12 protein-coding genes are annotated in these 15,171 nt (G+C 45.6%); 4 read left to right on the forward strand and 8 right to left on the reverse strand.

Annotation, left to right across the window (positions count from 1 at the left end):
- Positions 1-31 precede the first annotated feature (31 nt).
- Together FVR03_RS05750 and FVR03_RS05755 are read left to right on the forward strand one after the other, a co-directional pair.
- Positions 32-1,036, forward strand: a complete 1,005-nt coding sequence (locus FVR03_RS05750; RefSeq protein ID WP_147920781.1) for a DUF2382 domain-containing protein — start codon at positions 32-34, stop codon at positions 1,034-1,036.
- 544 nt (positions 1,037-1,580) lie between these two features.
- On the forward strand, positions 1,581-2,909 hold the full coding sequence (locus tag FVR03_RS05755) for a hypothetical protein (protein WP_147920782.1): 1,329 nt from the start codon (positions 1,581-1,583) through the stop codon (positions 2,907-2,909).
- Positions 2,910-3,141: 232 nt separating this feature from the next.
- Here FVR03_RS05755 and FVR03_RS05760 read toward each other — a convergent pair whose 3' ends face one another.
- The 5 genes from FVR03_RS05760 to cphA form a co-directional block, all read right to left on the reverse strand.
- Positions 3,142-3,465, reverse strand: a complete 324-nt coding sequence (locus tag FVR03_RS05760) for a 2Fe-2S iron-sulfur cluster-binding protein (protein ID WP_147920783.1) — start codon at positions 3,463-3,465, stop codon at positions 3,142-3,144.
- Entirely contained in the window at positions 3,465-4,469 is a 1,005-nt protein-coding gene (locus FVR03_RS05765; protein ID WP_147920784.1) for an NAD(P)/FAD-dependent oxidoreductase, read from the reverse strand. Before FVR03_RS05765 ends, FVR03_RS05760 begins: the two co-directional genes overlap by 1 nt.
- 225 nt (positions 4,470-4,694) lie before the next feature.
- Positions 4,695-5,435, reverse strand: a complete 741-nt coding sequence (locus FVR03_RS05770) for a DUF72 domain-containing protein (RefSeq protein WP_255474084.1) — start codon at positions 5,433-5,435, stop codon at positions 4,695-4,697.
- 22 nt (positions 5,436-5,457) lie between these two features.
- Positions 5,458-6,018, reverse strand: coding sequence for a hypothetical protein (locus tag FVR03_RS05775; protein WP_147920785.1), 561 nt, complete (start codon positions 6,016-6,018; stop codon positions 5,458-5,460).
- A 603-nt stretch (positions 6,019-6,621) separates the two neighbouring features.
- Positions 6,622-9,249: a cyanophycin synthetase gene (cphA, locus tag FVR03_RS05780; protein WP_147920786.1), complete on the reverse strand. Its 2,628-nt coding sequence runs from the start codon at positions 9,247-9,249 to the stop codon at positions 6,622-6,624.
- A 397-nt stretch (positions 9,250-9,646) separates the two neighbouring features.
- Between cphA and FVR03_RS05785 the strand changes: the two genes are divergently transcribed.
- A complete protein-coding gene (locus FVR03_RS05785) occupies positions 9,647-10,504 on the forward strand; it encodes a hypothetical protein (protein WP_147920787.1) in 858 nt (285 codons plus the stop codon).
- A 224-nt stretch (positions 10,505-10,728) separates the two neighbouring features.
- Here FVR03_RS05785 and FVR03_RS05790 read toward each other — a convergent pair whose 3' ends face one another.
- Positions 10,729-11,109: an STAS domain-containing protein gene (locus FVR03_RS05790; RefSeq protein ID WP_147920788.1), complete on the reverse strand. Its 381-nt coding sequence runs from the start codon at positions 11,107-11,109 to the stop codon at positions 10,729-10,731.
- Between the two features lie 1,255 nt (positions 11,110-12,364).
- On the opposite strand from FVR03_RS05790, the gene FVR03_RS05795 reads away from it, so the two are divergent.
- On the forward strand, positions 12,365-13,027 hold the full coding sequence (locus FVR03_RS05795) for a response regulator transcription factor (protein ID WP_147920789.1): 663 nt from the start codon (positions 12,365-12,367) through the stop codon (positions 13,025-13,027).
- A 77-nt stretch (positions 13,028-13,104) separates the two neighbouring features.
- Here FVR03_RS05795 and FVR03_RS05800 read toward each other — a convergent pair whose 3' ends face one another.
- A complete protein-coding gene (locus FVR03_RS05800) occupies positions 13,105-13,347 on the reverse strand; it encodes a hypothetical protein (RefSeq protein ID WP_147920790.1) in 243 nt (80 codons plus the stop codon).
- A gap of 64 nt (positions 13,348-13,411) precedes the next feature.
- Positions 13,412-14,872 carry an aminoacyl-histidine dipeptidase gene (locus FVR03_RS05805; RefSeq protein ID WP_255474085.1) on the reverse strand — a complete coding sequence of 487 codons (1,461 nt, stop codon included), beginning with the start codon at positions 14,870-14,872 and terminating at the stop codon, positions 13,412-13,414.
- Between the last annotated feature and the right edge of the window lie 299 nt (positions 14,873-15,171).

Here is a 15,171-nt window from a genome sequence, read left to right on the forward strand (position 1 = left end):
GGAGTTTGCTCTTCTAAACAATATCAAAGCTATGAATGAGAACGAAAAATTAAATAATAACAATCAGCTAATAGAACTGGGTGGCAGCGATTACGAAATTGTAGACGGACAACCAGACATTAGGGGCTGGAAAGTGAAAAATGCCCAAGACGAAACAATTGGCGAAGTCGATGAACTGATATTTGACCCTTCAGCGCTTAAAGTACGTTACATCGTGCTCGATCTGGAAGGAAATGTATTCGACCTGGAGCCGCGTGATGTGATTGTTCCAATCGGAGCTGCAGAACTGCACGAATCAGATGACCTGGTGTACCTGAGCCAGGTTACGGCCGACCAGCTGCAGACACTGCCTGAGTACAGGAGAGGGAGCCTGGATCGCGACCATGAACTGCAGGTTAGGAACATTTTCGGTGGCTTGGGAGCGGCCGGAGTAGCAGGTGCCGCTGCAACCACTTCTCTGCAAGACACCGACTATAACTACGATGAGGAGTTTTTCAACGAAGATAACCTGTACCGCAGGCGACAACCCGGCACACCTCCCGTAACAGACACCACTGATATTTCTGACACAGGCACAGGTTCTATACCTATTATTGAGGAAGACTTGCAGGTTGGCAAGCGCACCATCGAGACTGGCGGTGCCCGCATACGCTCTAAAATTACAGAGCGTCCTGTAGAAGAAGATATAACGCTGCGCGAAGAGTCCGTTTATGTTAATCGTGAGCCCGTAAACAGGCCAGCTTCCGAATCAGATCTGGATACATTTAAAGAAGGTGAAATCGAGATTACAGAACATACAGAGGTGCCTGTGGTGTCTAAAGAAGCTAACGTGGTAGAGGAGGTAACTATTCGCAAAGAGGTGGAAGAACATGAAGAAACCATTAGAGACACAGTTCATAAAACCGATGTGGAGATAACAGAGCTAACGCCGAACAATCCAGACAGGCCAGCCGACCTGGACGATGATACGTACCTCGATGACGAAGCCAGAAGAAGAAACCGGCTCGACTCAGATAGAGACGAACCAGTTATTTAACTACACGAATGTGAGCATGACTTTATAATTAAAATTGTGTTGAAGGTAAGAAGTACAGGAAGTACAACGAACTTGCTGATAATAAAAAAGCAGTGGCAGATAATCTTATCTGCCGCTGCTTTTTTATGGACTTATCCCTAAGGAACTTCGCCAAATTCAAATTAAAAATGATGAATAAGGTCCTGTAATGGTCTATTTACAAGCATTCTCAGTCGTTTTTAATTAGATGTTGCTGATTTGTTATGGCAGCTTTATGAAGTTCAGGTTTAAATTTTGCTGTTGCAAGCGCGAATTTTTCACAAAAGGATTGGATGAGAAAAGTGAGAGTCTGGGTCTTTTATGGGCAATTCGTAGCGCAAAAAATTAATTTTAAGCTTGGCTGGCCTGAGCTCTTTAAATGGCTTTTAACCTCCGGAAGGCCATTTTCATTAGAATAATTTGGAGCTGTAGGCAGTTCAAGAGCAGCAAGAGAATATTTAGCAGTTCATAAGCAAACAGCTTCCGTTTTTTGCGTAAGCCAAAGGTACACTAACAAAACAGCCGTATGTCCGAAAAGTTTCCGCTAAAGAAAAGACACTACTCCCTTGTAGAAGGCTTATTTAACGAAACGCAGCAAGACCTGCCCGAAAGCGGCATGCGGCGGCGGGCTATTGCCATGGGCTTTCTGGAAAAGTTTCTGCACCTGCCCCAGCAACCCAGCATGACACCCAGCGCCGATGGGAGCCTGGAAGCCATCATCTTCACCATACCAGACCACGTGTTGGAAGGAACAGATAATCCACTCTGGAAGGCCTATAAAGATCTGTTTCTGAAATTACCTGTCTATACCCAACTGCAGCTCATGGTGCATGAGCAGGTAGCAGAGGAGGTGGCGCTATGGCTGCAACAAAACGGGCTGGAGCAAAAGGCGCACCTGCACAAAGTACCGTCGCATTACCATATGTATATCTGGGCCGAAGATGCTTACGAAGTTATTACCGACAAAAGCGATGGGAAAAGGTACCTGGTGCAGCCACACTCCAACAGGCGCGGGGCCGATAGCCTGGTAAGTTACCTGACAAGCCGCGCCCTGGGCCATACGCGCGTAACCATACCTCTATATTTTGAAGGTGGCAACATTCTTATAGGCGATGATTTCTTTTTGATGGGTGCCGACTATGGCATCGATTCTATGCTGGATCTGAAGGGAGTGCTGCCACTGCAAAATGGTGTATCAGCTACCGAAACAGTTGCCAAACTTTTTAAGCAGTACTTCGACAAAGAGCGCAGGCTTATATTTGTGGGCTCCACCTTGTATGTGCCAGGTGAGGAAATCAGGAAGTTCAGAAAAAACGGCATCGAATGGACAGAAACCTTTCATACCAAAAACCAGGAGGGAACGGTGCAGCCACTCTTCCACATCGATATGTTTATTACACTTGCAGGCCGCAACAGCCAAGGTCAGTACCAGTTAGTGGTCGGTGATACCCGCATGGCGGCAGAACTTCTTGGCGAGGAACTGATGCAGTACAGTATCCCTGATGTGTTCGATGATATAGCGGAGTATCTGCAAGGGCTGGGCTTTGTCGTTTATCGGAACCCGCTGCCTGTTACGTGCCTGGACGATGAAGAAAAGAAAACCCGGAAGTGGTACTATGCCACCTCCAACAATGCACTGGTAGAGATTAAAAGTATTCAGGATAAAACTATCTGGCTGCCTAGTTATGGCCACGGCAGCTGGCCCGAACTGAAAAAAACAGACGAAGCGAACAGGCAACTATGGGAAGAGCTTGGCTTTAGAGTAGTGATGCTGGAAGATTTTCATCCGTTTGCCGAAAATTCCGGATCGGTGCACTGCATTAAAAAATACCTCCAGCGAGGAAATATGAATTAAGAGCCGCTACTTGTTTCTGATCTCTGCAGAATAGCGTGCAGAGATCAGAAACAAGTAGCGTTTAGGCCATTTAAGTTAGATTGTCAGATAAAGTAGGGAAGATTAAATGCCAAACTCCAATTATTCCAATGAAAAGAGCCTTCCAAAGGTTTTTTATCGAAATTTCTCTCAGGGTCTATCTGGCACTTATTATTTAAAAGTACTTAGCTTCTAACAAGGATCGGCTCTTCAATTAAGCCTCCGGCTTCAGGCGCACCACCAACCCCTCAAGAGCAGGCCCGATGCGGAGCTGGCAGGAAAGGCGGCTATTTTCGGTGGCGTGCGGCAACGATTCCAGCATAAAAGCCTCATCGTCGCTTGGCTCTGGCAGCTCGCCACTTTCCAGTACCTCCACATGGCAGGTAGCGCAAATGGCCATGCCGCCACAAATGGCTGGTATATCGTATTCGCTGGCTTTTAATATTTCCATCACAGATAGGCCCATATCTGTTGGGGCTTCTACAGGAACGCGCTCTCCGTTTTCCTGCTCCACGTAAATTGTTATGGCATCTTCCATTATAGCTCCTGAATTCCGTTTACGGTGGTGTACTTCAGTACATATTTTTTGCCAGGGTTTATGATATTGTAAGCGCTCTGCGCCATTAAAGCCGCCTCATGGAACCCACACAAGATCAGTTTCAGCTTGCCGGGGTACGTGTTTATGTCGCCGATGGCGTAAATGCCCGGTATGTTGGTGGAGTAGTCGAGGGTGTTTACGACAATGGCGTTTTTGTCGAGCTCCAGTCCCCAGTTCTCCAGCGGCCCCAGTTTTGGCACCAGCCCGAACAGCGGAATCAGGTAATCGGTTTCGAGGTTGTAATGCTCTTGGTTATCAACGGCAATAGAAACGGCGTTGAGCTTGCCATTGCCCTGCACAGTTACCACATTCGACTTGAGCAAAAGTTTTATCTTACCTTCCTCCGCCAGTGTCAGCACCTTTTCGGCAGATTCGGGAGCCCCTCTGAAAGTGGTGCCACGGTGCACCAGGGTAAGTTCTTCAGCCAGCCCTGAGAGGTAAATCGTCCAGTCGAGGGCAGAGTCGCCGCCACCGGCAATTACAAGTTTTTTGCTTCGAAACAACTCCGGGTCGCGCACCATGTAGGTTACACCTCTACCCTCGAAATGTTCCAGATTCTCGATGGCTGGTTTGCGGGGCTCAAAAGAACCAAGCCCACCGGCTATTACCACCACCTTACAGGCTATCTCTGTTCCTTCAGAAGTGATGACGATGAAAGAGCCGTCTTCTTGTTTCTGCAGCTCCTCTACACGCTCCCCTAAGGTAAAGGTAGGGTGGAAGGGGGCAATTTGTTTCTCCAGGTTCTTAACAAGATCCCCGGCCAGCACTTCCGGAAAACCAGGTATATCGTAAATGGGTTTTTTAGGGTAAATCTCTGTAAGCTGACCACCAACAGCTGGTAAAGCGTCTACCACATGGCAACGCATTTTCAGAAGTCCGGCCTCAAACACAGCGAACAGACCTACCGGGCCTGCACCTACTATGCATATATCTGTCTGTATCATATTATACTGTATTTTGCTTGTGCTGCGGGAGCTGACTGCTCCTCTACTGCAAGTACACAAAGTAACGTTTTTAGGGTTATATTAGCTAATTACTATCTGTTATTAGTCATAACGTAAAGTTATAACAGTACCACTTGCTATAGCCATAACAGCTGCTGCTTAAAATTGTTCTGCTTCGTCTAAAGCCTGTTGTTGTTTAAACAATTATTAATTTTAAAAGCTAATTCACCATGCGCTTTGTTCCCTCAGGATTTCCTGCAGTCGACTGGCGTTAAAGGCAGCAAAGCCATACTGGTCGTTGTCGAAGTAGATGTACACATCCAGTCCCTGCTGCTGCCAGTTTCTGCAGTTGCCGGCCCACCAGCGAAGTGTGTCGTCGGTATAACTGCCAGCGTATTTGCCTTCGGGGCCGTGCAGCCGCACGTACACAAAGTTGGTGGTTACTTCCATGGGCGAGAGGTGCCACTCGAGTTCGTAAATGCAAAAGGCTGCCTGGTGCTTTCGTAGTAGCTCCAGTACGCCAGGGGTGTACCAGCTGTGGTGCCTGAACTCGAAGGTGTAGCGGTAGTGCGAGGGGAGTGCCGCCAGAAAATCGGCCAGCCGGGTTTCGTTAACGGCCCAGCCCGGAGGCAACTGAAACAGGATTGGCCCCAGCTTTTCTTCTAAAGCATTGGCGTTCTCGAAAAAGCGGGCAATGCTCTGCTGCGGGTCCTTCAGCTTTTTCATGTGCGTAATGTACCGGCTGGCCTTTACCGAAAACAAAAAATCGGGTGGTACGCTCTTACGCCAGTTGGCAAATGTTTCGGCGGAAGGGAGTTTATAAAACGAGTTGTTGACCTCGACTGTGCTGAAATGCTGCACATAATGACTCGTGAAGTCCTTAGGTTTCACTCCTTCCGGATAGAAGTTTCCCATCCAGTGTTTATAGTGCCAGCCCGAGGTGCCAATGTGTATTTTCCGTTCCACAACTTACTTTTAATTCCGAAGACTAAAGTTCTTTATCGGTGGTGGCAAATACCAGGAAACTCAGGAAAGTATGGTACAGCTGGCAAAGCTGCCCTGGATCTGTAATGGCTTCCTGTATCCATAAATCGAGACGTGCAGGTTCGCCTGGCTCCTCCGGCAGGTACAGTTCCAGCTTGTAATCTGAGAGGTGCAGCAGTGGCTGGCGCACATCCGGCTGGCTTAGCATCCTGATAACTTTGGCTTCGTTGTTTGTCTGCACCAGCGTGTGTGCATCGAACTCCGGGTGCCCTACCTTTACATCCTGCATACCAAGCAGTTTGCCTACTTCCTCCAGCAAGCCTTGTTGCTGCAGACTAAACCTGTAATTACCTTCCTGTTGCAAAGCGGCACTAAAAAGGGTGGTGGAGATGCCACTTTCGAAGCCGCCACCGAGGTCTATGTCTAACTGAAAATAAACCGGGTACTGCTGGTGCTGCAGTAGCGCCCGGTACTGGAACATGTCTTGTTGTTGCGCTATATCTTCTGCCAGCTTCTGGCAAATTTCTTCTATGCTGTGGCCGATTATGTGCCGTTCTTCTATCATGGGTTGAGCAGCTTTGTATGTGCTGGTTAGAGGTGCTTACGCACGCGCTACAGCTAAGTTTTCGTACACGTTTTCTTGCCTTTTGCAAGTCTTACCCTTGAGGTTATTTTACTTAAAAGCCTTTGGAAGGCCATTTTTATTTGAATAATTGTATGGCAGGTTGGTTAGGCTGGTAAGTTGAGAATGCGTCTAACTTAGTAGAGTTGATATAATACCGTGCAGTACTATCACTCTTTCATTTCTGGTTCAGTACTGATCACTCTGTCATTCTGGAAGAATCTTATGCACTAGATGCATCAGCAATGGCAGCTCTGGAAATAAGTTAGAATAGTTTCTGCTAACGCTGTAACAGCGGCACGAAGCTTTTGTATAGTTTGCTTGCTTGTTCTTTCTGTCTTGATACCAAAGCCAAAAGGCTTTTGGTGTCTTACTTACTGCACTGGCAACAGAATCTGCACTGCCTGCCTTTGCCGGGTGTTTTTACAAGCCAGCCATACTCCCCCGGAGCCTGAGTAGAAATTCAGGTTCTGACTTTTTTGGTTTTTCTTGCTGACAGGACAAAAAACCTCTTGAACCTTCAATCGCAAAAGCCCTTATGCTGCTTTACTCAGATACTGCCTTCCTGTGCTGAATTATCCGGAAACTTTCTACCATTTTAACTGCCTCTGGAACATTCTCAGAAAACAAGGTAATAAAGGCGCCTGCCGGGGCATATTCGAGGGCATGTGCCAGGGCCCGGGTTTCTTCTTTAATCTCAGTTACCTTTACGTGTGGAGCACCTTTTTTAATGCCTTCCTGAAGCAACAGGTTTATCTGGTGCCCATGCCTGTCGCGCGAGTCTACATCCTGTTTTATAATGATGTAGTCGAACATGGTGGCTGCCAGCTGACCGATTTTAATAATTTCTTCGTCTTTTCTGTCGCCTACGCCCGATATTATTCCTATTTTATGTGTTGCCGGCACCTGCTTCAGAAATTCGCTTATAGCCTCCATGCCTGCCACATTATGCGCATAATCAATGAGCACTTCCGACTTCGGGAGCTTAAATAAGTTCATGCGACCAGGAGTGGTTTCAGCGGAAGGCACAAAGGTGCGTAAAGCCATTTTAATCTCATTAACTTCGAAATGGGCTATATAAGCTGCCAAGGTAGCTGCTAACACATTTTGTATGTTAAAACGGGCTCGTCCGCCAAAGGTAAGAGGTATGTCGGCCACCCGGTCTATGCGCATTTTGTAAGAATTCTTGAAAATAGAGATAAAGCCGTCTTCTAATACTGCCGCCAGTCCTCCTTTCTGGATGTGTTTCAGGATGCGGGGATTCTGCTCATTCATACTGAACAATGCTACTTTACAGGCGAGGTTACCTGCCATGGCATACACCAGGTCGTCGTCAGCGTTTAGTATGGCAAAGCCGTCGGCACAAACAGTTTTGGGAATAACTGCTTTAACCTGGGCCATATCTTCGAGCGTGTTAATGTCTTTCAGGCCCAGATGGTCTTCAGATACGTTCAGCACAATACCAATATCGCATTTCCTGAAGGCAAGGCCGGCGCGCACGATGCCACCCCTGGCGCACTCCAGCACGGCATAGTTTACAGTAGGGTCCTTTAGTACAAACTCGCTGCTAAACGAGCCGGTGGTATCGCCGGCTATAATCTTATTCTCTTGAATGTAGATGCCATCGGTTGTGGTAAAACCTACCTGGTAGCCTTTTTGCCGGAGCATGTGCGCAATAAGGCGGGTGGTGGTTGTTTTACCGTTGGTGCCTGTAACAGCTACAATAGGAATGCGGCTGGGGCTGCCATGCGGAAACAGCATATTTATTATAGGCTCCGCTACATTACGTGCCAGGCCTTCGGTAGGCGAAATATGCATGCGCAGACCGGGAGCCGCGTTAACCTCTATTACTGCACCTCGGGCTTCAGGCAGCGGAATGGCAATATCAGTGGTCATCACATCAATACCGCAAATGTCGAGCCCTATAATGCCGGCTATTCGCTCAGCCATCTGCACATTGTAAGGGTGCACCAGGTCGGTTACGTCGGTAGCAGTGCCTCCTGTACTTAAATTAGCTGTGTTTTTCAGGAAAAGGACCTGTCCGGCAGGCAATACCGATTTCAGGGTAAGGTCTTTATCTTTTAAGATGGAGCGTGTTAGTTTATCTATTTTAATATGTGTCAGAGCTTTTTCGTGCCCTATGCCGCGCCTGGGGTCCTGGTTCACCTGCTTTACCAGCTGCTGTATCGTAGAAACGCCATCTCCGGTTACCATGGCGGGTGTGCGTTTGGCAGCGGCTACAAACTTTCCGTTTATTACGAGCATTCTGTAATCGTCGCCAGCTATATATTGCTCTGCCATTACAGCCTCAGAAAAGCGTTGCGCCTCGGCCAGACCTTTTAAGGCTTCTTTCCAGGTTCTAAGGTTTATGCTGGCTCCTTTGCCCTGGTTGCCGTGCAGCGGCTTTAGTACAATCGGGTAATCCAGCTCTGCTATGGCGGCTTCTAAGTCGGTTGTGTTATACACGATCTTACCATGGGGTACTGGAATACCCGCCTCGTCCAGAATAACTTTTGTCTCGTTTTTATCGCCGGCACTTTCTACTGCAAAATAGGAGGTGTTGCTTGTGATGGCCGCCTGAATATGTTTTTGATAGATGCCATAACCAAGCTGAATAAGGTTTCGCTTTTGGTTGTTGATGTAGGGGATGTCTCTGCTGACAGCCTCCATAACAATAGCTTCGGTGCTGGGTCCGAAATATTCATCTTCCCTGATCTGGTGTAGCCGGGCTATGTCCTGCACAATGCTGACCCGTTGCCCCCTGGCCAGCGCTTCTGTTATCCGGACGGCTGCCTGTGCGGCGTAGGCTCCTGCCCGTTCCTGCTGATACGAGAAAACCACGAAATCTTCTCCGGGTGCAGGAGCAGGGTACCTGCGGCCATAGCCACAGTCCATGCCAGCCATGGTCTGCAGTTCGAGGGCAATATGCTGTACTACTTTGCTTAAAATAGTACCCTGGCGTACCAACCTGAAAAAACCTCCTTCGGTACCTTCTAAAGACCGGTGCTTATACATGCCAGGAAATAGTTTTTCCAGTTTGTCAGAGAAGCCGGGTATCTCGTTTGTGGTCAGCTCCTGCTGGTCTTCCATTTGCAGCTTCAGAACTATAATTTTGGGGTGCTTCACAGACCAGTAATTCGGACCGCGCATAATCCTTACTTCAACAATTTTCATATAGGTTATGTTAATAAAACAAATTTACCCGTTGCTTACTGTTTAGGTGGGCAAGGCAGGAAGTGCAGGAAAGATCTGATGTATCTGACCGAAAAAGTCTTATAGTAGTGCTTTACGAAAATCAGCCGGATTTGTAGAAACAGATACTTTAAATTTCTGAAATACTGGGCTGCGTATTTAACCTGATGTGCATAAATTACGGTGCTGGCCGTACGTGTAAAAACTGATTTTTTAAAATTTATAACATGTTGATACATAATTTGTTGCTGTATATGCAGAAGGTTGCATTTTATTTAAGGAACTGCCAATTTTTATGCATTGACACCTCAACCAGAAAGTAAACTCTGCGTTTAAACTAAATAACAAGTATTAGTTAAATTTTACATCAACTACGACAATGTCTAAACAGTATCAGCGTATTAACGAAGATGGTGGCTACGGCTACCATGACAATCCGTACGGTTTTGAAAGAAGTCAAAAGACAGGCGGCAACCAGGCAGATTTCTCAGGCCGGGTTGATGACAATATCCGTCATGCCTGGGAAGGTAATGCTGGTGATGAAAACCGTCGCAGACAGGACAACCAGCTGTCTGGATACTCTGATGTAGATAGGTTTAGCCGAGGTCGTTACAGTTCTCTACCTGATTACGGCGATTATGGCACTCCACCTGCTGATCATCAAGAAGCAACAGATTTCAGATCAGGACAGTTTTTTCATCGTCAGGAGTTCGGACAAACAAGAGGGCAGAGCGCGGGCAGCTCATACTCAGATAACAGTTATGGCCGCAACTTCATGGATGCCACTTACGGTTCATCAGCAGGGAGAGGCAGTGAGGCAGAGCGCAGAATTAGCGGAGCAGCCTTTACGGGTATAAACTACAGCGATCCGGCCAGGCAGGGCAGTTCCGGTTCTATGGGAGGCGGCAGCTTTGGCAGTGGTGGCGGTAGCTTTGGTGGCGGTATTTACAGTGAGACAGGTACTATGGGTACGCCCAGGCAGATGGGCAGTAGCAGAGGCTGGACACCAGACACTTACAGGCAGCAACGGCAGGAAGAAACACACCTCAGCGGTAGCCCCATGCGGTCAGGTATTTATGGTTCAGACTATAACGACGGCTCCGATTATGAGCTTACAACCTGGACAGGGCAAAGCCGCAGCTTTACGGATGGAGACTATGGCACCTCCGAAACAGAAGAACAAAAGGATCGCTTGCCAGATTACAAGCGCAGAGGCTGGAACAGCAGAAATTTGTAGTGAATGCTCCTGATGCACGCTAGTGGTACAGCCTGCTTAACAACTCTTAAATTGCTTATGAAGTTATAACTAACAAACCAAGGAATCTTAAACATAGCTGAAAACCTTACAGATTCTCATAGACAAACGGCCCGCCATAGTGTGGGCCTTTTGTCTATGAGAATCTGTAAGGTTTTGATTTTGTAAAGCCCACTAATCAGGTAGAACCTGGTTTTAAGTAAAAATTAGCTGTTTAACCCAGGTGCCTGTGCTAGCATATGGTTTGACCGATACATGTAATAAGCCAACTCTTTAGTAGGTATTACAGGTAAGGTAGCATCTAACTGCGTGGTATTAAATAAGTACTGAATTTGCTGATTTAACTGAATCAACAGGAAGTTAATATTATGCTCCTTCAGAATGTGCTGGTACAGAATTAAAAATTCTATGGCTTCGGTGGTTATGCTCTTCAACAAACTACAGTCAAGCCAAACTTCTTTTTGAGCCTTCCGGGCAATAATAGCCTGCAGAAGTGTAGATTTTAAAACAGAGAATGTTTTAGTTTCTAAGTCACCGGCCAGTTGAATATGAAATATATTATCTTCAGTTGTAATGGTTATTTTCATATGATAAAATCCTACTTCTACACTATGTCTATTCCTGAAATGTACGGGTACAGCAGATTTACTACTTCTGAATTTTAGGCCTTTAGAGTTAATTGTAAAGGAGATGCCTAAGAAGAACGGAGTGTAAAAATCAAAAAAATAGCCAATGACGAAAACAAATATAGTGTTAAGCACTTGATTAGCAAATACCTGGAAGCAGGTATTTTGGAAGAATTAAATAATTTTTTTTTAATTGGTTAATCAGGCTACTTGTGGTCCGGCAGCTTTATACTTAATAACAATAATGAGCCAATTTAAACCCCTTTTACAATAAGCCTAAATCTGATCTTGTTGCTATACTTAAAATCAATGTAGAAGCAGTTTGCTTACACCTAATTGTTATTTTTAGTTTAAATATGTAAAAGAAGATACTACTGAAGGAGGGAAGCACGGTTAAATGATAAGTCATGTTGAGTGACTCAAGTGAAAGACTTGCTGAGGCTTCAGTTTTAAAGTCTTTTTTTACCTAAAGAGCTTGCTGCCCGGCAGAATGCCTCAAAAAGGAAATTTGACTGCTACAAATATAGTTGACGATATATAAACATGGTATCTCCTTAAAATAACTTATTATTGTATCAAATTAAACTCGCTTTTAGTAGGAAGATGGACGAGGGCTTAATTTGAGAAAGATGGTGGAAGTTTGTCTTAAAGGATGAAGTACAATACGGTATTCTAACTTACCGTCGTTATAAAGTTTACCCACACCCAATCCATTATTTTTTTTATAATAATCTGATAAAAAACATATATTGGAATTGTTATAAGTTCAGAACAGACAATCATAACACAGGTAAAACTGACCCTAATTCATGTTAATAAGCTCTATCTGTGATTTGGGGTTAATACGCACCTAGGTGGGTGGCAAATACTTAAATTTAATTTTATTCGTCGAAATGTCTTCTCTGACAACTATATTTAAAAAATATTAGGTTTGAGCAGAAACTGCGCGGTGTTACAAAACGGCAATTTTATTTGATAATACTAATCTAACTACCACCTTAGGCTGCTTAGTCAGTAGTTGCCGTAACCTTGTTAACTTACAAATTTGTTATAAACTTAGAATTATTTAAAAAGGTTATTGAATAGGCTTCTTATGGTGCTCATTTAATTATTTTCTGAAAAACTAGTATATTTTTTTGTAATTTAAGATGGTGGTAACAATCTATAAATAATGTTGTCACATCAAAATCTATCAAACACACTTTGCACGAGTTCTATGATAAATGTTATTATTACAGATGATCATAAAATTATTCGCGATGGAATAATCGCCTTACTTCACAACGACCCTGCTATAACAGTAGTAGGAGAGGCTTCTAATGGCAAAGAACTAATTGAACTTTTAGATAGTGTTACTCCTGATGTCGTTTTACTTGACATAAACATGCCGGAACTGGATGGGTTTGAGACAACAAAATATTTAAAGCAACATTACCCAAACGTGAAAGTCCTGGTGCTTTCTATGCTCGATCATGAGAGCTATGTAAACAGGGTAATTGAACTAGGGGCTTCTGGCTATATTCTTAAAAACTCAGGCAAGGAAGAACTTTCTGCGGCTATCAGGCTCGTGTCCAGTGGGCACATCTACATCAGTTCTACAGTGGCATTAGACCTGCTGAAGAAAATAGGAAACCAGAATATGTTCAGCTCTGTGACTTGCCCCGATACAAAGGACAAAAAATACAAAGACATTTCGAAACGTGAGCTGGAAGTACTCACACTTATTGGAGAGGGTTATACCAATGCCGAAATAGCCGAAAGACTTTTCACAAGCAAGCGTACCATTGAAACGCACCGCCAGAACCTGCTCGAAAAAACTCAAACCAAAAACACGGCAACGCTAATAAAATATGCGCTTCAGAATAATATTATAAATTAACTGTAGTCGAAGGCACGAAAAAAGTGCGGCCCTCATTTCGGGAGCCGCACTTTTTTTGTGCTTCCGCAGGAAACGTCCTAAACCTGCTCCTTTTGCACCTGAGAAATTTTGTTTACCAGTTGTTCGTCGCTTAGTTCTGCCAGCCAATTATTCGGCACCTGCAGCCGTACTGTTTGGGCACCACCGCTAGGTGTACAAACCAATGTTACCATGTTGTCTGCGTCTCCAGCCTTGTCGGCAACTTCTTTGCCAAGTGCGGCATAAGCCTGCACACAAGTCCAGGTGGTATTTTCTGTATCTGTTACTTCTCTTTGCTCCATCCGTTTTTAGAAAATTATAGGCAAATTTATTTTTATCTGGCTGCCTGTTGTTGCTACTGCTGGCTTATACTGTTTTTTCGGCCAAAGGGATGTTTTTGAGTGTTTCAAGCAGGAAATGCCAGTACTTCTGCACAGAGCTTATCTGTACTGTTTCGTCTGGAGAGTGTGCCCCGCGAATATTCGGACCAAAAGAAATCATTTCCATATCCGGATAATTCGCACCGATGATACCGCATTCCAGACCGGCGTGGCAAGCATTTACGTGAGGTGCTTCTGCAAACAGGTCGCGGTACAAATCGCTCATCAGCTTTACGATGGTGGCTCCTGGTCGTGGAGTCCAGCCGGGGTAGGAGCCGGCGCGCTTTATGTTGGCTCCAAGCAATTCGAAGGTGGCCGCAATCGCAGAGGCAAGATCTTCTTTTTCAGAATCGACGGAGCTGCGGGTAAGGCATTGGATGGTATAGCTGCCTTCTTTTAGCAACACCCTGGCCACGTTGTTTGAGGTCTGTACCAGGTTCTGGATATCGGGGCTCATGCGGTAGATGCCGTTGGGACAAGCGTATACAGCTCGCAGAAAATTAGCCTGAAACGCAGGCGAAACCACCTCATTCGGAACGTCTACGGTCTGAAGCAGTAGCTCCAGCTTTGGGTCTGTGCTGCTATACTCTGCCTGCAGCACTGCCGTTTGCTCATCAATAAAGCCTTCGAAAGCACCTGCCTCACCTGCCGGAACAACAACTTCAGCAAAAGATTCTCTTGGGATGGCATTGCGAAGGCCACCGCCATCTACTGTGCAGAGGCGGAGGCTAAACTGCTTAGATGCCTGGTAGAGTAACCTGTTCATCAGTTTGTTGGCGTTACCACGACCTACGTGTATATCCATGCCTGAATGGCCGCCTGTTAGGCCCTTTACACTTACTTTAAAGGCTTTTGAACCAGCAGGAACAGGCGCCATGTCATAATTTCCGGATGCTGTTACGTCTACGCCACCGGCACAACCAATTGTCAGTTCCCGATCGTCTTCTGTATCCAGGTTCAGCATGATACTAGCCTGCAGTAGTCCGCCTTTCAGGGCTAAGGCTCCTGTCATGCCGGTTTCTTCATCAATAGTAAACAGCGCTTCTAAGGGTGGGTGTGCTATGTCGGTGGCCTCCAAAAGAGCCATTATGGTGGCTACACCTACTCCGTTGTCCGCTCCCAGCGTAGTTCCGTTAGCTTTCACCCAATCTCCGTCTACCAACATGTCTATACCCTGTGTCTGAAAATTGAAGGTAGTGTCGGCATTTTTCTGGTGTACCATGTCGAGGTGACTCTGCAGCACGATGGTTTGACGGTTCTCCATGCCGGCACTAGGCGGTTTCCTGATAATAATGTTACCTGCTTCGTCTTCAGTTGTGTCTAGGCCAAGGTTCTGACCAAACTCCTTTATAAATTTAATAACGCGCTCCTCTTGTTTAGATGGGCGAGGTACAGCGTTTAGGTCGGCAAAATTGTTCCAAAGTGCCTCAGGCTGAAGGCTTCTCACAGATGTAGTAGTTGTCATAGGTTACGAATTAAATATATGAGCTGCCTGCGCAGCAGAAACAAGCTAGCAAATATTTGAGCAGCATAAAAATAACGAACCAAATTTTACTGTCTGCAAGCTGCCTTATAGGCTGCGTCATAACTTATCGGAAATTGAAATTGTATCTCTCCTGGAAACAGGACACAAGTATCACGACACAAGACACAAGACTTTTTTTCTTTTGTATTTTTCGTAAAACTATTTCCAGGAAGTACTGTCGCTGTCTATATCTGTGGTTAACGTGCTCAACATAAGGTCTT

The organism is Pontibacter qinzhouensis (genome assembly GCF_008017455.1).
Classification (GTDB): domain Bacteria; phylum Bacteroidota; class Bacteroidia; order Cytophagales; family Hymenobacteraceae; genus Pontibacter; species Pontibacter qinzhouensis.